This window comes from Nevskia sp. (genome assembly GCF_023266035.1).
GTDB lineage: Bacteria > Pseudomonadota > Gammaproteobacteria > Nevskiales > Nevskiaceae > Nevskia.
The window spans coordinates 1-15,326 of the sequence record NZ_JAHFRY010000027.1; the positions used below are offsets into that span (position 1 = coordinate 1).

Annotated in this window: 16 protein-coding genes, 1 tRNA gene, 2 pseudogenes and 2 riboswitches; of the genes and pseudogenes, 3 read left to right on the plus strand and 16 right to left on the minus strand. The window is 63.8% G+C overall.

The window, feature by feature from the left end; all coding sequences use genetic code 11:
- Both Q0D45_RS05865 and Q0D45_RS05870 read left to right on the plus strand, forming a co-directional pair.
- The coding region (locus Q0D45_RS05865; RefSeq protein WP_293389794.1) for an AMP-binding protein at nucleotides 1-872 on the plus strand (872 nt) is incomplete at its 5' end.
- Nucleotides 873-949: 77 nt separating this feature from the next.
- Nucleotides 950-1,156 (plus strand): hypothetical protein, encoded by a 207-nt coding sequence (locus tag Q0D45_RS05870; RefSeq protein WP_293389797.1) that lies wholly within the window; start codon nucleotides 950-952, stop codon nucleotides 1,154-1,156.
- A 230-nt stretch (nucleotides 1,157-1,386) separates the two neighbouring features.
- Here the strand turns inward: Q0D45_RS05870 and Q0D45_RS05875 are convergent, their stop codons facing one another.
- A complete protein-coding gene (locus Q0D45_RS05875; protein ID WP_293389800.1) occupies nucleotides 1,387-1,722 on the minus strand; it encodes a hypothetical protein in 336 nt (111 codons plus the stop codon).
- 104 nt (nucleotides 1,723-1,826) lie between these two features.
- Between Q0D45_RS05875 and istB the strand changes: the two are divergent.
- Nucleotides 1,827-2,515, plus strand: a pseudogene (gene istB / locus Q0D45_RS05880) (IS21-like element helper ATPase IstB); the annotation flags it as partial.
- Between the two features lie 189 nt (nucleotides 2,516-2,704).
- Here istB and Q0D45_RS05885 read toward each other — a convergent pair.
- The 15 genes and pseudogenes from Q0D45_RS05885 to Q0D45_RS05955 form a co-directional block, all read right to left on the minus strand.
- Nucleotides 2,705-2,980: a BrnA antitoxin family protein gene (locus tag Q0D45_RS05885; protein WP_293389803.1), complete on the minus strand. Its 276-nt coding sequence runs from the start codon at nucleotides 2,978-2,980 to the stop codon at nucleotides 2,705-2,707.
- Nucleotides 2,958-3,238: pseudogene (locus tag Q0D45_RS05890) on the minus strand (BrnT family toxin). Before Q0D45_RS05890 ends, Q0D45_RS05885 begins: the two are co-directional and overlap by 23 nt.
- A gap of 173 nt (nucleotides 3,239-3,411) precedes the next feature.
- A tRNA-Thr gene (locus tag Q0D45_RS05895) sits at nucleotides 3,412-3,487 on the minus strand.
- 57 nt (nucleotides 3,488-3,544) lie between these two features.
- Entirely contained in the window at nucleotides 3,545-4,486 is a 942-nt protein-coding gene (locus Q0D45_RS05900; RefSeq protein ID WP_293389808.1) for a carbohydrate kinase family protein, read from the minus strand.
- Nucleotides 4,487-4,672: 186 nt separating this feature from the next.
- Nucleotides 4,673-5,032: a diacylglycerol kinase gene (locus Q0D45_RS05905; RefSeq protein ID WP_293389811.1), complete on the minus strand. Its 360-nt coding sequence runs from the start codon at nucleotides 5,030-5,032 to the stop codon at nucleotides 4,673-4,675.
- Nucleotides 5,032-6,564 carry an aminomethyl-transferring glycine dehydrogenase subunit GcvPB gene (gene gcvPB / locus Q0D45_RS05910; protein WP_293389814.1) on the minus strand — a complete coding sequence of 511 codons (1,533 nt, stop codon included), beginning with the start codon at nucleotides 6,562-6,564 and terminating at the stop codon, nucleotides 5,032-5,034. Before gcvPB ends, Q0D45_RS05905 begins: the two co-directional genes overlap by 1 nt.
- Nucleotides 6,565-6,622: 58 nt before the next feature.
- The gene (locus Q0D45_RS05915) at nucleotides 6,623-6,994 is read right to left on the minus strand and encodes a hypothetical protein (protein ID WP_293389815.1); all 372 of its coding nucleotides are present in this window, start codon (nucleotides 6,992-6,994) and stop codon (nucleotides 6,623-6,625) included.
- Between the two features lie 11 nt (nucleotides 6,995-7,005).
- A complete protein-coding gene (gene tpx / locus Q0D45_RS05920) occupies nucleotides 7,006-7,506 on the minus strand; it encodes a thiol peroxidase (protein WP_022975865.1) in 501 nt (166 codons plus the stop codon).
- Nucleotides 7,507-7,557: 51 nt separating this feature from the next.
- Entirely contained in the window at nucleotides 7,558-8,922 is a 1,365-nt protein-coding gene (gene gcvPA / locus Q0D45_RS05925) for an aminomethyl-transferring glycine dehydrogenase subunit GcvPA (RefSeq protein ID WP_293389820.1), read from the minus strand.
- Nucleotides 8,923-8,953: 31 nt separating this feature from the next.
- A complete protein-coding gene (gcvH, locus tag Q0D45_RS05930; RefSeq protein WP_293389823.1) occupies nucleotides 8,954-9,337 on the minus strand; it encodes a glycine cleavage system protein GcvH in 384 nt (127 codons plus the stop codon).
- A 114-nt stretch (nucleotides 9,338-9,451) separates the two neighbouring features.
- Complete coding sequence (gene gcvT / locus Q0D45_RS05935) at nucleotides 9,452-10,564, minus strand: glycine cleavage system aminomethyltransferase GcvT (protein ID WP_293389826.1); 1,113 nt, start codon at nucleotides 10,562-10,564, stop codon at nucleotides 9,452-9,454.
- A 157-nt stretch (nucleotides 10,565-10,721) separates the two neighbouring features.
- Nucleotides 10,722-10,793, minus strand: a riboswitch (glycine riboswitch).
- A gap of 1 nt (nucleotide 10,794) precedes the next feature.
- Nucleotides 10,795-10,882: riboswitch (glycine riboswitch) on the minus strand.
- A 25-nt stretch (nucleotides 10,883-10,907) separates the two neighbouring features.
- Nucleotides 10,908-12,104, minus strand: coding sequence for an FAD-dependent monooxygenase (locus Q0D45_RS05940; RefSeq protein WP_293389828.1), 1,197 nt, complete (start codon nucleotides 12,102-12,104; stop codon nucleotides 10,908-10,910).
- Nucleotides 12,101-13,324 (minus strand): 2-octaprenyl-6-methoxyphenyl hydroxylase, encoded by a 1,224-nt coding sequence (gene ubiH / locus Q0D45_RS05945; protein WP_293389830.1) that lies wholly within the window; start codon nucleotides 13,322-13,324, stop codon nucleotides 12,101-12,103. The genes Q0D45_RS05940 and ubiH overlap by 4 nt, the downstream gene beginning before the upstream one ends.
- Before the next feature lie 3 nt (nucleotides 13,325-13,327).
- On the minus strand, nucleotides 13,328-14,464 hold the full coding sequence (locus tag Q0D45_RS05950; protein ID WP_293389832.1) for a DUF3667 domain-containing protein: 1,137 nt from the start codon (nucleotides 14,462-14,464) through the stop codon (nucleotides 13,328-13,330).
- Entirely contained in the window at nucleotides 14,464-15,321 is an 858-nt protein-coding gene (locus tag Q0D45_RS05955; protein ID WP_293389834.1) for a DUF3667 domain-containing protein, read from the minus strand. The genes Q0D45_RS05950 and Q0D45_RS05955 overlap by 1 nt, the downstream gene beginning before the upstream one ends.
- Between the last annotated feature and the right edge of the window lie 5 nt (nucleotides 15,322-15,326).

Below are 15,326 nucleotides of genomic sequence, written 5' to 3' on the forward strand. Positions count from 1 at the left end.
GGGTCACGGTGGCGGTGTATCCCATGCCCAATACCGCCGACCTGATTCAGCTGATCGCGCGGGATCGGCCCACCGTGCTGCCACTGGTGCCCACCGTCATTCAGATGCTGATGGATCATCCAGATGCCGCGAGCGCGGACTATTCGTCGGTGCGCGCGCTTATCTACGCCGGTTCGGGAATCGGCAAGCACCTACTGAGCCGTGCGATCCAAGCGATCGGCTGCGAGTTCATCCAGTTCTATGGCGCCACCGAAACAGCCTCCGGCGTGACGTTTCTCCGACCCGCCGATCACCGGCTCGACGACGAGGCGGCACTGGCTTCGTGCGGAAGCCCGCTGCCGCTGATCGAGATCAAGGTAATGGATGCCGAGGGGCGCGAGGTGCCAGACGGGACCGTCGGCGAATTCTGGATTCGCTCACCGTCCCTGAGCACGGGCTACTTCGGTCAGCCCGAACTCACCGCTGCCGCGTTCAAGGACGGCTGGTATCGATCGGGGGACGGCGGCTTCCGTGATTCTCGCGGGCTCCTGACGATCGTTGATCGCGTCAAGGACATGATCATCAGTGGCGGCGAGAACGTCTATTCCACCGAGGTGGAACAGGCGCTGCAGAAACTCGCGGGCGTGCAGATGTGCGCGGCCGTCGGCCTGCCCGATCCCAAATGGGGCGAACGCGTGGTGGCCGCCATCGTGGCCGATCCGATAGCGGGACTGACTGCCGAAACGGTCATCGGCCATTGCCGCGGCCTCATCGCCGGTTACAAGGTTCCCAAGCAGGTTGAATTTCTCGCGGCCTTACCAATGACAGCGAGCGGCAAGGTGCAGAAGCGCGTGCTACGCGATCAACTCGTTGCCGCGAGCAGCAAAAGCTGAGCGTCATCCAGCGACGGTTTGCATGAGGGCAAGGGTACAGCGACCATCAGCGCACCAGCGCCACGGCCCGGTGTCTCGTGATCCCGATTTCGAACGCCTACGATTTCTACGCCGCCCTTTACTCCAAGGTCCGGGCCGCGATCGACGCCGCGAGCCGGTTCGAGCCGATTGCCCGCGGCACCCGGAGCATATGGAAAGGCGATGTGATTATCCGTGTCGTTTCGAACTTTGCCTTTTTGGCACAAGTTCTGGCACAAAAATGCGCGGATGCAGGCTTGCGATGAACGCCTTTCTAGAAAACCCCTTGTGAATCAAAGAGTTGACTATTGAAAAATGGTGCCGAGAACAGGAAGCGAACCTGCGACCTACTGATTACGAAGCGCGATCAGTACGTGGACAAGTCTCATAAACATCGTGCCTGCAACGCTCGCCAGCTTGCTGAACGAATCTTGAAACGTGTCGCTGGACTGAAGGTGGTTACGAAATCGCTACGCTTGGAGATGAAGCAAGAGAACTATTCTGTGATCGTGTATGAGTAGCCGCGTGTGCATTTGACGAACTCCGGATTTACAACACCACCGCTCCGCTCTAGGCAGATTTCCTTGCTTTGCGGGTCGACCACTACCAATCTCGATTGCGGGATTCTTACTTGTCGCGAAGGGGCTGGGATGGGGCCGGCGATAGGCTTCACGGTGCGCTCGAACTGTCCAATTACAGCCGCCATCTGGTGGTTGAATAGCGAAAGTGCGAGCAGCGATCCGGCAACAGAAAATGCAGTCACGACAAGGCAGAAGCCGAAGCCGAATTTCAAGCCAATCGTGAACCAGTCGGCGCGATCCAAGTCGTTCAAGACAATCTCCGTAAGCTGATGGTCATCGGTGAATACTCGCCCATCGTTACTGAACATGCCGAATGCAATGCCAGGCTACGGAGAACTCGTTCTCAGTGCTGACGTTCCCGGATTTCCTGGAAAGCCTGCGCAGGTCCGAGCTGTCGGCACGGCAGGCTCGATCCCACAGCGTCCTGACCAAGCTGGCCGGCTTCCCGATCATCAAGACCGTGGAAGCTCGATTACACCTTTGCCCATAGCGTGACCAAGAAGACGATTCAGGAGCTGTCCGGCCTGTCCTTTGTCGAGCGCGCCGAGAACGTCGTGCTGCTCGGTCCTTCCGGCATCGGCAAGACCCATCTGGCGAATCAGCCTCGGCTATCTCGCCGTGCAGGCCAGCATGAAGACCCGCTTCGTCTCGGCTGCCGATCTGGTCGTCGCCCTCGTCGCCCCCCAGCGATAGGAGTGGCTCACCGACTTCATCAAACGCAATGTCATGGGGCCGCGTCTGCTGATCATCGACGAGATCAGCTACCTGCCGATGAGCCGTGACCAAGCCAACCTGCTCTTCCAGGTCATCGCCAAACGTTACGAGAATGGTGCGATGTTGCTGACCAGCAACTTGCCGTTCGGGCAGTGGGACCAAGCCTTCGCCGGCGACACCACGCTCACCGCCGCACTGCTCGATCGCCTGCTGCACCACGCCCACGTCATCCAGATCCGAGGAGAAAGCTACCGACTCAAAGACAAACGCAAAGCAGGAATCATCAAACCCCGCCTACCGGTGGATTCCATCGAGGCGGGTCAGTTCTGAGTTGCTTATCAGCAACTTCCCCGGGTCAGGTTCATGTTGCCGTTGACAACGTAACTGCCGGCTACATCGGCAAGAACGTCGAGCGCTTCGTGACCCGATACAGCGGATCACCTCGTACATCCTTAGTGCTGCCGCCGTACGGGCCAGCGCGCAGGTCATCCCCCTTTTGACCGCACCGGTCGAAAACCGCTAAACCGCTTTTGCCAAAGTCTCGGCCATGCGCGTCTGCCAGCCGGGACCCGTCGCCTTCCAGCGGGCGAGCGTATCCGGCGGCAAGCGCAACGAGATGAGCGTGCGCGCCTCGTTCGATTTCGGACGCCCTCGACGCTTGAGCATCGCCCGGCCTTCCTCCTCGCCAAACAGTTTGGGCAGGATTTCCGACGCGGGAACAGCTCGCTCGAAAGTCTTCGGCGTCCATTCCGGGTTGTCGCGGTCTACGCGCTCAGCGTTCAATTTCTGCTTCATATCGCTTTACCTCGCGTGAGTTCGCCTTGCGCAGGCTGATGATGTGCAACGTCTTGCCGCGCGGCGTGAAAATGAGGACGTGCAGCCGTTCATCGATATAGCCGATCGCCTGAAAGCGCTGCTCGCCGTAGTCTCGGCGGAGATCCTCGACGAGGAACGCGCTGGCCCACTCAAAGGCCAGCGCGCGGTCGAATGAAATGCCGCGAGCTTCGCTTCGACATTGCGAGCATTCTTGTCCGGGTCGAAACTGATTTTCATCAGTAGCGACTTTATATTCGTATATACAATAAATCAACTGGCGGACGAGCAGATCATTGAAGTACGACTTCCAGAAAAGAAGTCGCCTCGAGCTGCGTCTGGAGCTTGTCGGTAGGTTCCAGCGACGCAACAAAAAGGCCTGCACGAGGCAGGCCTTTTGTTACCGATTTGAATGGTGCCGAGAAGAGGAATCGAACCTCCGACCTACTGATTACGAATCAGTTGCTCTACCGACTGAGCTATCTCGGCGCGGGCCGCGATTATAGGGAAGTCTTTGCTTCGATGGGAGCTTTTTGTTCAGCCCGATCAGGCGAGGTCGTAGCGGAATTCCTTCTTGAAGCGGGCGCGGAACTGTTCCGGGGTGGCGCTGTGGTTCTGCGGGCCCGGACGTTCGATCTTGATCGCGCCGAGTAGCGAGGCGACTCTGCCGGTGGTATCCCAGTCCAGGCCGTTGAGCAGGCCGTAGAGCAGGCCACCGCGGTAGGCGTCGCCGCAGCCGGTGGGATCAGCCAGCGAGTGCGCCGAGGCGGTCGGAATCTCGTGGGTCTTGCTCTTGGTGTAGATGCTCGAACCCTTGCCGCCGCGGGTGACGATCAGTGCCTCGACCCGGTCGGCGATTTCCTTCAGCGACCAGCCGGTGCGGGCCATGATCATTTCCGACTCGTAGTCGTTGACGGCGACGTAGGTCGCTTTCTCGATGAAGTCCTTGAGGTCATCGCCGCCGAACAGTGGAAGGCCCTGCCCCGGATCGAAGATGAACGGCAGGCCGGCGTCGGCGAACTGGGTGGCGTGCAGGATCATCGCGTCACGGCCATCCGGCGACACGGTGCCGATGGTGGCGCCAGCTTTGATCGCGGCATGCACGTCCTGGGTATGGGCGAAGCTCATCGCACCCGGATGGAAGGCGGTGATCTGGTTGTCGTCGAGATCGGTGGTGATGTAGGCCTGGGCGGTATAGGCCTCGGGAACGGTCTTGATGTACTCGCGGCTGATGCCGAGCTTGTCCAGCCACTCGTTGTAGCTCGCGAAGTCCTTGCCGACGGTGGCCATCGGCAGCGGTTCACCACCGAGCATCTTCAGGTTGTAGGCGATGTTGCCGGCGGTGCCGCCGAACTCGCGGCGCAGCTCCGGCACCAGGAACGAGACGTTCAGGATGTGGACCTTGTCCGGCAGGATCTCGTTCTTGAAGCGGCCGCTGAACACCATGATCGTGTCGAAGGCGAGCGAACCACAGATGAGGGCTGACATATTGGCTAGGTGCGGTTGGTGAGGCGGGGATGGTGTGTTTCCTGCCCTCGCCCGAGGCGAGGGCGCGTCCGAGCGCAGACGATGCCATTCCAGGCATCGTCAAAGCGCGCTCAGCCGCCCATGATCGTATCGAAGGCGAGCGAGCCGAAAATCAGTGCAGACATGATGTTTTCGTGAGGTTTTCGATTAGCCGAACAGCACCAGGCCCCAGACGATCGGAACCTGCAGCAGGGAGAGATGGACCGCCGCGGACCCTAGATCCTTGGCGCGCCCGGACAATACATGACGTTCAAGGCCGATGCGATCGACGACCACTTCGACTGCGGTGTTCAGCAGTTCGACGATCAGCACCAGCAGCAGGCTCCAGAACAGGATGACCCGCTCGATCGCATTGTCGCCGAGCCAGATCGCGAACGGCAGCATCAGCAGGAACAGGGTCAGCTCGATGCGGAAGGCTTCTTCCTCGCGCACTGCCCAGCCCATGCCGACATAGCTGACCTTGGTCGCCCGGACGATCCGGCGCCAGCCGGTGATTCCGTCGGCCATCAGCGGGCGCTCACGCCTGTAGCCGCCACGTAGCGGATGTCCAGCTGGCGCGCAGCGCGCACGTCATCGAGGCGGCGCACCGGCATCTGGTACGGCGCGCCCTTGACGAAGGCGATGTCGCGCTTGGCTTCTTCCCAGATCGCGCACAGCGCGGCGACGAAGGCATCCAGCGTTTCCTTGTCCTCGGTCTCGGTCGGCTCGATCAGCAGGCATTCCGGCACCAGCAGCGGAAAGTAGACGGTCGGCGCGTGGTAGCCGTAGTCGAGCAGGCGCTTGGCGATGTCGGTCGCGGTGAGATCGATCTCCTGCTTCTGGCGCTTCAAGGTGACGATGAATTCGTGCGTCGCCTTGCGCTTCGGGTAGGCCAGATCGAAACCGAGATCGCGCAGCCGGGCCTGCAGGTAGTTGGCGTTCAGAGTCGCGAACTCGGCGACCCGGTGCATGCCCTCGCGGCCGAGCAGGCGCGCGTAGACGTAGGCGCGCAACAGCACACCGGCATTGCCCATGAAGGCGCTGAGGCGGCCGATGGTTTGCGGCAGGTCTTTCTCATCGAGCCAGCGGTAGTTGCTCTCGCCGGCCTTGCCGACAACCGGAATCGGCATGAACGGCAGCAGCCGCTGCGACACGCCAACCGCACCGGCGCCCGGCCCGCCGCCGCCGTGTGGCGTGCTGAAGGTCTTGTGCAGGTTCATGTGGATGACGTCGAAGCCCATGTCGCCCGGGCGAACTTCGCCGAGGATCGCATTGAGGTTGGCGCCGTCGTAGTACAGCAGGCCGCCCGCTTCATGGACCAGCTTGGCGATCTTGGCGATGTTGCGTTCGAAGACGCCGAGCGTGCTTGGATTGGTCAGCATGATGCCAGCGGTCTGCGGGCCGACGACGGCGGCGAGCTTCTCCAGATCGACATCACCCTCGGCATCGGTCGGAATCTCGCGCACGGTCATGCCGAGCATCGTCGCGGTCGCCGGATTGGTGCCGTGAGCGGCATCCGGCACCAGGATTTCGGTGCGCGCCAGATCGTTCCGGGCACGGTGGTAGGCGCGGATCATCGCGACGCCGGCGAACTCGCCCTGCGCGCCGGCCATCGGCGTCAGGCTGACACCGGCCATGCCAGTGACGTCCTTGAGCATTTCCTGCAGCTCGTACATGCAGGCCAGGAAACCCTGCGAGTTGGTCTCCGGCGCCAGCGGATGGCGGCCGAGGAACTGCGGCAGCATTGCCAGCGTGTTGCAGGCGCGCGGGTTGTATTTCATCGTGCAGCTGCCGAGCGGATAGAAGTGCGTGTCGATGCTGAAGTTCAGCTTCGACAAGCGCGTGAAATGACGCACTGCCTGCAGCTCGGACACCTGTGGCAATCCCGGTGCGACCTGCCGTCTGAACTTCGCCGACAGCCGAATCTCCGGCAAGCCGATCGGTCTTTGAGCACTGGCACTGCGGCCGGCGCGCGACACTTCGAAGATCAGCGGCTCGGCCGGATTCAGCGGTGACGGCAGCGCGGTAGCTACAGGTGCAGTGTTTGAGGCGTGAGCCATGATCGATCTCTGAGGCGTGTTCGGTTCAGCGTTGTGATTCAGTTGCAGCGATGCAGCTTCAAACTTCGTCCTTCGGCACGGCGCCGTCATCGTCGAGGCGGATCAGCTCGACGCCATCGACGGTCATCCGCCAGGCCGCACCATCGCGAACCGGCGGCTTGTCGACGTGGAAGCTCGACGAGAACAGCCAGAAGCCGGCCGAGAATTTCTTCGTCGAGAACGAACTCAGCGGCGCGATGACGCTATGCGACGAGCCGTCCTCATCGACCTTGCGCCAGGCGATCTGGCCATCGGCACTCAGGCTCAGATTGACGCCCGGCGCACTCCAGTCACCGACGAACTCCGGCGCCGGCAGCGCCGTGCCGCCTCCGCTGCAGCCGGCCAATACCAAGGCCAGCAGCAGCGTCAGCCAGCAATGCCGGAACGTCATGCGGCTGCGCTTCAGGCCAGAGCCTTCAGGGCGGCGTCGTAGTTCGGCTCGTGGGCGATCTCGCTGACCAGTTCGCTGTGCAGCACCTTGTTGTTGGCATCGAGCACCACCACGGCGCGTGCGGTGAGGCCGGCCAGCGGGCCGTTCTCGATGTTCAGACCGTACTCAGTGGCGAAGCCGCGGCCGCGCATCAGCGACAGGTTGACGACATTGCTGATGCCTTCGGCGCCGCAGAAGCGCTTCTGCGCGAATGGCAGATCGGCCGAGATGCACAGAACCACGGTGTCGCTCAAGCCAGCGGCCTTCTCGTTGAACTTGCGCACCGACATCGCGCAGGTCGGCGTGTCTACGGACGGGAAGATGTTCAGCACCTTCTTCTTGCCAGCGAAGTCATGCAGCGTGACGTCCTTCAGATCGCCGCCGACCAGACGGAAACCGGGCGCATCGCTGCCCGGCTTCGGCAGTTCGCCATTGGTCGAGAACGGATTGCCCTGCAGGGTGATTGCAGCCATGTGTCTACTCCTCGTTGTGGTTCTGCCTTTTGGGTACGACGATGATTCGAATCAGTGTGCCGACAGGATTTCGCGCAGTGCTGCCGCATAGCGCGCGATGTCTTCGGCAGTCCGGGTTTCGGTCGCGCAGACCAGCAGCGCCGAACCCAGCGCCGGGTAATGCTGCGACAGATCGAAGCCGCCGAAGATGCCGCGTTCGGCGAGCCCGGCCAATACCTGGCTAGCAGCTTGTGGCAGACGGATGACAGCTTCATGGAAGCGCTCACCATCGAAGGCCGCGCTGACGCCGGGAATCGCGGTCAGCGCCTCGACCAACGCCTGCGTGTTGGCCATCGAATGCACGGCGGTGCTTTCCAGACCTTCCGGCCCGAGCAGGCTCATGTGGATGGTCGCGGCGGTGACCAGCAAGCCCTGGTTGGTGCAGATGTTCGAGGTCGCCTTCGAACGGCGGATGTGCTGCTCGCGCGCCTGCAGGGTCAGCGTATAGCCGGGCTTGCCGTCGAGATCGACGGTGCGGCCGACGATGCGGCCGGGCATCTGGCGAACGAAGACCTGACGCGCGGTCAGAAAGCCGAAGTACGGGCCGCCGGACGACAGCGGCGCACCGAGCGGCTGACCTTCGCCGCAGACGATGTCCACGCCCTTCGCGCCCCACAAGCCCGGCGGCTGCAGCAGGCCCAGCGACACCGGATTGACCACGGCCACCACCAGCGCACCATTGGCCTGCGCCCAGTCGGTGATCGCATCGACATCCTCCAGCACGCCGAAGAAATTCGGCTGCTGGATCACCACCGCGGTGATGCCCTGCCCTTCATGGGCACGCAGTTGTTCGAGCGAGGTCGCACCGCTCACCGGGTCATAACCGATCGGCTGCGGCTGGATGCCCTGCGCGTCAGTGATCGAGGCAACCACTTCGCGGTAATACGGATGCACAGCCTGCGGCATCAGTACCTTGCCGCCGTTGTTCGCACTGTTGGCGCGCACCGCCATCAGCAGCGCTTCGGCGAGTGCGGAAGCGCCGTCGTATAGCGAAGCATTCGACACTTCCATGCCGGTCAGCGCGCACATCATCGACTGGTATTCGTAGAGCAGCTGCAAGGTGCCCTGGCTCGCTTCGGCCTGGTAAGGCGTGTACGCCGAATAGAACTCGCCGCGTGTCGCGATTTCCCAGACCGCCGCCGGAACGTGGTGCTCGTAGGCACCGGCGCCGCAGAAGTTCAGCAGCGTGCCGTCCTGCGCCGCGCGGCCATGCATCAGCCGCGCGATCTCCATCTCGGAAACCCGCTCCGGCACCTGAGACAGACCCTTGCAGCGCAGCTCGGCGGGAATCTCGCCGAACAGCGAATCGATGCTCGGCGCGCCGATCGCCGCGAGCATTTCGGCGACATCGGTTTCGGTATGGGGGATGAAAGGCATGAAGCAGTTTCCAGTGTCTGGTTGAAGCGAATCAGGCGATCGAGGCGATGTAGCCGTCAGCATCGAGCAGGCCATCGACGTCGGCGAGCTTGTCCGGCTGCAGCTTCCACAGCCAGCCGCCTTCGTACGGCGCATCGTTGACCAGCTCCGGGTTCTCGCCGAGCTTGGCGTTGGTCTCGGTCACCGTGCCGGCGACCGGCGCATAGACATCGCTCGCAGCCTTGACCGATTCGACGACACAGCAGGCTTCGTTGGCGGCCAGCTTGCGGCCAACCTTTGGGGTTTCCACGAACACCAGATCGCCGAGCGCAGCCTGGGCGTGATCGGTGATACCGATCAGCAGGGTGCCGTCCGGCAGTTTCTTCACCCACTCGTGGGACTTGGCGTACTTCAGTTCGGCAGGCGTATTGCTCATTTTCTATCTCCTGACTGCTTCATTTTCGATCGTCATTCCCGCGGAGGCGGGAATCTAGTTTTCAGGTCCATCACCCGCATCAGAACTGGATTCCCGCCTGCGCGGGAATGACGGCTAAACCAGAACTTTTCCGTGACGCACGAACGGCGGCTTCACTTCGCGCGTCGGCAGCCACTGGCCCCGGATCTCGACTTCGTACGGGCCGACCGCGCTACCCGGGACACGGGCCATCGCGATCGAGCCTTTCATGGTCGGCGCATAGCCGCCGCTGCTGGTCTCGCCAAGCTCGCCGTTCACGGCGCGTACCGCCATGTGGGCACGCAACACGCCACGGCCTTCAAGCACCAGACCGATGGACTTACGCGGTGGCGCGGCGCGCTGGGCTTCGAGTGCCGCGCGGCCGATGAAGGCGCGGCCTTCGTCGGCGAATGACACCGTCCAGGCCAGACCGCATTCGAGCGGGCTGACGGTTTCGTCCATGTCCTGACCGTACAGGTTCATGCCGGCTTCGAGCCGCAAGGTATCGCGCGCGCCGAGACCACAGGGGGCAACGCCGGCAGCCAGCAGATCGGTCCAGATCGCGACCAGATCGGCCTGCGGCAGGATCAGCTCGTAACCGTCTTCGCCGGTATAGCCGGTGCGGCCAACGAAGCGGTCACCGAGCCAGGCGGCGCTGAACGGCGTCAGGCCGGCGCAAGCCCGAGCCAGCTCGGCCGGCAGCAGCGCATCGACCTTCGCTCGCGCCTCCGGCCCTTGCACCGCAAGGATGCCGAGATCGCTGCGATGACCAACGTCAACGCCGAACGCAGGCGCCTTGGCGCGCAGCCAGGCGAGATCCTTGTCGGTCGTGCCGGCGTTGACGACCAGACGGAATGCATCCTCGGCGATGAAGTAGACGATCAGATCGTCGATGACGCCGCCGTGCTCGTCGAGCATGCAGCTGTACAGGGCTTTACCGACGCCTACGGCATCGGCGGGCGCCTTGCCCGGCGTCTTCAGCTTGGCGACATCGTTGGCGAGCAGCAGGCGGAGGAACTCGCGGGTCCGTGCGCCCTGCAGATCGACGGCGCTCATGTGCGCGACATCGAACATGCCGGCGGACTTGCGCACAGCGTGATGCTCGTCGAGCTGCGATGCGTACTGGATCGGCATGTCCCAGCCGGCGAAGTCGACCAGCTTGGCGCCCAGGCGCAGATGTTCGGCGTGCAGCGCGGTTGCTTTGAGCATGTCGTGCGTAGATCGTGTTGGGTGAGCGTTGCGTAGCGATCACAAACAACCGAAGCAAAAGCAGATCGCGTAACGCACGACCTGTGCCCGGCCGTCGCTTTCGCTCCGGCGTTCGAAGCCAATGCGAGCAGTGCTCGCAAAACCTTGGCTTCTCACCCCCTCTGTCCCTTGAACCTGAGCGTTTGGCGCCTTCGGTGGCCCGCAGACTGCGCGGGCGCTCTCCAGAGTGTCTACAGCAGGCAATCCTTAGACCTGAGCGATTCCGGGGGGATTGCGCCTTCGGTGCCGGGCTTGCCCGGACTCTCTTGCCTACGGCGTGAAGTGTAGCCGATGCGCAGGCCGATCAGCCCGCGCCGCGTTGTGCCTGTGTCGCCAGCAGCGCCTTCACCGGCGCGACCTTGTTGACCGCTTCCAGGCCGATGCCCAGCAACTGCCGCAGGCCCGGCAGGCTGTTGCCGAAGCCGCGATACAGGGCATCGGTCAGCGCCAGCATTTCCAGATTCGCGGCCTTGCGGGCACGGGTATAGCTGGCCAGGGTTCGTGACGAAGCCCAGTCGCGTCCGGCCTCTCGCGCTGCCGACAGCGTGCTGGCCAGTTGGGCAACATCGGCGAAACCGAGGTTGGCGCCCTGCCCTGCCAGCGGATGAATCGCGTGCGCCGCATCGCCGACCAGCACCAGCCCCGGCCGGTGATAGTCCTCGGCGTGCAGCAGGCGCAGCGGGAATGCGAGGCGCGGGCCGGCTTCGATCACCTCACCGAGCGCGTACTGGCTGGCCTCGGCAAGCGCGCGCGCAAAGCTCGTGTCATCCAGCGCCAGCAGTGCCGTCGCCGCTTCACTGTCCGCCGACCAGACGATCGAATGCCGGCCATCGGCCTGCGGCAGGAAAGCCAGCGGGCCGGTCGGCAGGAAGCGCTGGTAGGCCGTCGCCGCTTGCGCCGACGACATCAGCAGCTGCGCGACGATTGCCTGCTGCGCGTAGCGCCAGCTGGTGACGGCGATGCCGGCGCGTTCGCGCAGCGGCGAATCGGCACCGTCGGCGGCGACGATCAACCGCGCCTGCAACTCGGTGCCATCGGAAAGCTGCAGGCTGGCGCGGCCTTGGCGATCGTCCTCGTCCGGCAATTGCAAGGCCAGCGCTTCGACACCGACGTGGCGTGGCAGCGCGCCGAGCTGATTCCAGGCGGCCGACAGAATCAAGCCTTGTTCGACGATCCAGCCGAGCGCGCCCGCGCCGCTGTCGGCAGCATCGAAGCTCAGGCCGCGTTCGGCTGCGCGCTGCCAGACCTGCATGCGCGCGTAGGGGCTGATCCGGGTCGCGGCGATTTCCGGCCAGATGCCGAGCTGATCGAGCAGCCGCGCCGAAGCCGGCGCGATCGCATAGACGCGGATGTCATAGCGCGAAGCATCGAACGGCTTGGGTGCCGCACCGCGCTCGACCAGCACCACCTTGAAGCCGGCATCGCGCAACGCCAGCGCGGCGACGACACCGACCGGCCCGCCACCGACGACGGCGATATCGCAATCGACACGCCGGCTCATCGCGGCACTCCAAGGCCAGTGGCCGGCAAGCCGAGATGACCTAGGTGCTGACGCAGCAAGGCAGCGCGCACCGGTGGCAGCAGATCAGCCGCGACCAGGCCCCAATGCCGGGCTTGCGCGAGTCCCGGCGTGCGGTTCGAGAACGCGCGGACCAGCAGATCGGTGAAGCCGGACACGCGCTCGCGATCGCTGCGCCGGGTCGCGGCGTAATCCGCGAGCAGCTGTTCGGCACCGGGATCAGCCGCGCCGATGATCCGCTCGGCGAGGTTCGCAACGTCGCGCAGGCCCAGATTGAAGCCCTGCGCCGCGACGGGATGCAGGCTTTGCGCGGCATTGCCGATGAACACGGTGCGCGGCCCGACCAGGGTTTCGTTCATCACCCGGGACAGCGGCCAGCTCTTGCGGCTGCCGAGCGCAGTGAAGCGACCCAGGCGTCCACCGAAGGTCGCTTGCGCAGCTTCCAGGTACTCGGCATCGGTCCAGGCCAGCATGGACTCGACGTTCGCCGACGGCACGGTCCAGACCAGTGACGCGGCATCGTCCGGCTTCGGAATCAGCGCCATCGGGCCATCCGGCGTGAAGCGTTCGTAAGCGACACCCTGATGTGGCCGTGACAGACGCACCGCCGAAACGATCGCGTGCTGGGCGTAATCGCGGGTCGTTGCTTCCAGACCCAGCAACTTCCGGATGCTCGACTGCGCACCATCGGCGGCGACCACCAGCGCGGCCTTGATGACGACGCCGCCGTCGGCGCTCTCGACATTCAGACTGAGGTGATCCGCCGACTCTTCCAGTGCCGCCACCCGCGCCGGTTGCAGCAGCTTGAGCTTGGGCGCGGCGGCCATCGCCGATGACAGCACCGCGCCGATCGCTCGCAGCGGCGCGTTGTAGCCGAGTGCCGGTAGCCCGACTTCATCGGCGCTGAAGCGAGTGCTGCCGAAGCGACCTTTTTCGGAGATATGCGTCGCGCGGATCGGCTCGGCTTCACCGCTCAGCGCAGACCAGACGCCGAAGCTGGCGAGAATCCGCTGGCTGGCTTCGTTCAAGGCGATGCAGCGTTCATCCCAGGCGGCTGCGCTGATCGGCGGCGCGGCGGCTTCGATCAGCACCACGCGCAGCGAACTGGCGGCAAGCCGCACCGCGAGGCTGGCGCCGACCAGGCCACCGCCGACGATCGCGACGTCAAAAAAGTTTCCAGCTGGGTTTTTGGCAACAGTCATCGGTTACAGCAGGGCCAAGGGAAGAAAGGTGAACAGCACCATCACCACCGCCAGCGCCGCGACATAGACGATCGACAGCAGCACGGTGAACAGCGAGGTCGACAGCCAGCCGCCACCATGAACACGGCGCAGGGCCAGCAGCAGATAGGCCGGCACGACAAAACCGAGCAGATTGTCGAAGCGGTTGATCAAGGGCAGCTGCGCGATCAGCAGCAGAAAGAAGATGAACGAATGGTAGTTGACCGCGAACAGCAGATGGATCGCGTAATTCGCCCCGCGCCGCAGATAGCCGATCTTCAGGAACAGCGCGAACAAGGGCAGCAGCAGGAACATCGCGAACGGCGCGTAGTTCAGGAAGGCGTTGACGACTCTCGCGGTGATTTCCGATTTCGGCAGTGCTTTCAGCCGCTCGAAACGCTCGTTGAGACGGGCGTCGAGCTTGGCGTAGCCGGTGTTGAAGTTCCCCGATGACTCGCCCTTGTCGGTCGAGAGCGGATGCTTCTCTGCTTCGGCTTTGGCCTTCTGCGCAGCAGCCGCTTCCTGCCGGGCTTCTTCATCGGCCGCTACCGCTTCCGCCTTGGCTTCGGCGGCTGCCTCTATCGCTGCCGCTGCCGCTTCGATCCGCAGTTCGGCATCGACGGCAGGATCGCCCGTTTTCGGCGCGACCAGGGGTTTGTCGACAGCCTTCGATTTCGCCGGCTTGGCCGCGGCTTGCTTGTCGGCCTGCGCATTGCCGCCTGCCTCGGCGCTGTGGGCCTTGGGACTGTCGACGACCAGCAGATCGTCCGGCAGGAACGCGCCGTCACCGGTCGTGATTCCCAGCATCGCAAAGAAGCTGATGCTGATCGCCAGATACAGGCGCAAGGGCCGCACATAGCGCTGGCGGCGGCCGGCGACGTAATCGAGGGTTAGCTGGCCCGGCTTGAACAGCAGCGAATACAGGGTGCGCCAGAGCTGGCCCTGCAGGGCCAGGGTCTGCTCGGCGAACTCGGCGACGAAATGACCGACCGTCGGCATCTCGATCCGCGTTTCCTGGCTGCAGACCGGGCAGAAATTGATATCGGCACGCGCGCCGCAATCGCGACAGAACGGACCGTCTACCGGCGCCGGTTCAAGCTTTGGAGGTGGTTTTCTGGCCATCAGCCCCCCACCGCAAGCAACACGCCAGCGAGTGCGGCGGCCGACAGCAGCAGCGCGTAGACGATCAGGATGACCCCCACCCTTGCGAGGCTCAGCAACACGCCGCCGCCATAGACCCGGCGCAGCATCAGGAACAGCACGGCAGCCAGCAGCGCGTTCAAGCCGTTGTTGATCAGGTCGTGCGCCGGCTGCGGCCAGGGCACTAGGCCCAGCGGCAGCAGCAGGAACGCAACGCTGTGGAAGTGCAGCGCGAACAGCAGGTGCTCGCCATACAGGCGCCTCCGGTACAGCGCCGCGAGCAGGCCCGCGAACAGCGGGATCAGCAGCAGCAAGGCCTGCGGCGCATTGCGGATCATGCCGTCGCGCAGCACGCGGCTGCGTTCGTCGAGCGACAGGCTCATGAAGCGCGCCACCTGGCCATCGATCGCCGCGAAGCCGGTATGGGCCGCGATACTGGCATCGCGCATCGTCAGGGTGGTGATCTCGATGCCGCTGCGACCGATCTCGATATCGATGCCCGGCACCCGGCTCAGGCCGACGAAGAACAGCACGCTGGCGGCGAGATACAGGCGCAGCGGGCTCAGATAGCGCTGGCGCCGGCCTTCGAGATAGTCGACGGTCATCTGGCCGGGCCGGAAGAACATCATCCGCAGGGTCAGCGGCAGCCGACCTTCGATGCCGAAGTACTTCTCGGCGAGATCGCTGAGGAACTTGGCAACGGTCGGAACCTTGATCCGCGCTTCCTGCCCACAGTGCGGGCAGTAATGGCCGTCAAAGTGGGTGCCGCAGTTCGCGCAGACGAAAGCCTTGAGCTCGGCCGGCGCGGGTTTGACGCTGTCGGCAGGCTCGGAATCCATCGAGC

Excerpts from the sequence above, each read along its gene's own strand:
- gcvPB (WP_293389814.1), bottom strand. The coding sequence starts at position 6,564 with ATGGCTCACGCCTCAAACACTGCACCTGTAGCTACCGCGCTGCCGTCA.
- gcvPA (WP_293389820.1), bottom strand. The coding sequence starts at position 8,922 with ATGCCTTTCATCCCCCATACCGAAACCGATGTCGCCGAAATGCTCGCG.
- ubiH (WP_293389830.1), bottom strand. The coding sequence starts at position 13,324 with ATGACTGTTGCCAAAAACCCAGCTGGAAACTTTTTTGACGTCGCGATC.
- gcvT (WP_293389826.1), bottom strand. The coding sequence starts at position 10,564 with ATGCTCAAAGCAACCGCGCTGCACGCCGAACATCTGCGCCTGGGCGCC.
- Q0D45_RS05900 (WP_293389808.1), bottom strand. The coding sequence starts at position 4,486 with ATGTCAGCCCTCATCTGTGGTTCGCTCGCCTTCGACACGATCATGGTG.
- tpx (WP_022975865.1), bottom strand. The coding sequence starts at position 7,506 with ATGGCTGCAATCACCCTGCAGGGCAATCCGTTCTCGACCAATGGCGAA.
- Q0D45_RS05885 (WP_293389803.1), bottom strand. The coding sequence starts at position 2,980 with ATGAAGCAGAAATTGAACGCTGAGCGCGTAGACCGCGACAACCCGGAA.
- Q0D45_RS05905 (WP_293389811.1), bottom strand. The coding sequence starts at position 5,032 with ATGGCCGACGGAATCACCGGCTGGCGCCGGATCGTCCGGGCGACCAAG.
- Q0D45_RS05950 (WP_293389832.1), bottom strand. The coding sequence starts at position 14,464 with ATGGCCAGAAAACCACCTCCAAAGCTTGAACCGGCGCCGGTAGACGGT.
- gcvH (WP_293389823.1), bottom strand. The coding sequence starts at position 9,337 with ATGAGCAATACGCCTGCCGAACTGAAGTACGCCAAGTCCCACGAGTGG.
- Q0D45_RS05940 (WP_293389828.1), bottom strand. The coding sequence starts at position 12,104 with ATGAGCCGGCGTGTCGATTGCGATATCGCCGTCGTCGGTGGCGGGCCG.
- Q0D45_RS05915 (WP_293389815.1), bottom strand. The coding sequence starts at position 6,994 with ATGACGTTCCGGCATTGCTGGCTGACGCTGCTGCTGGCCTTGGTATTG.
- Q0D45_RS05955 (WP_293389834.1), bottom strand. The coding sequence starts at position 15,321 with ATGGATTCCGAGCCTGCCGACAGCGTCAAACCCGCGCCGGCCGAGCTC.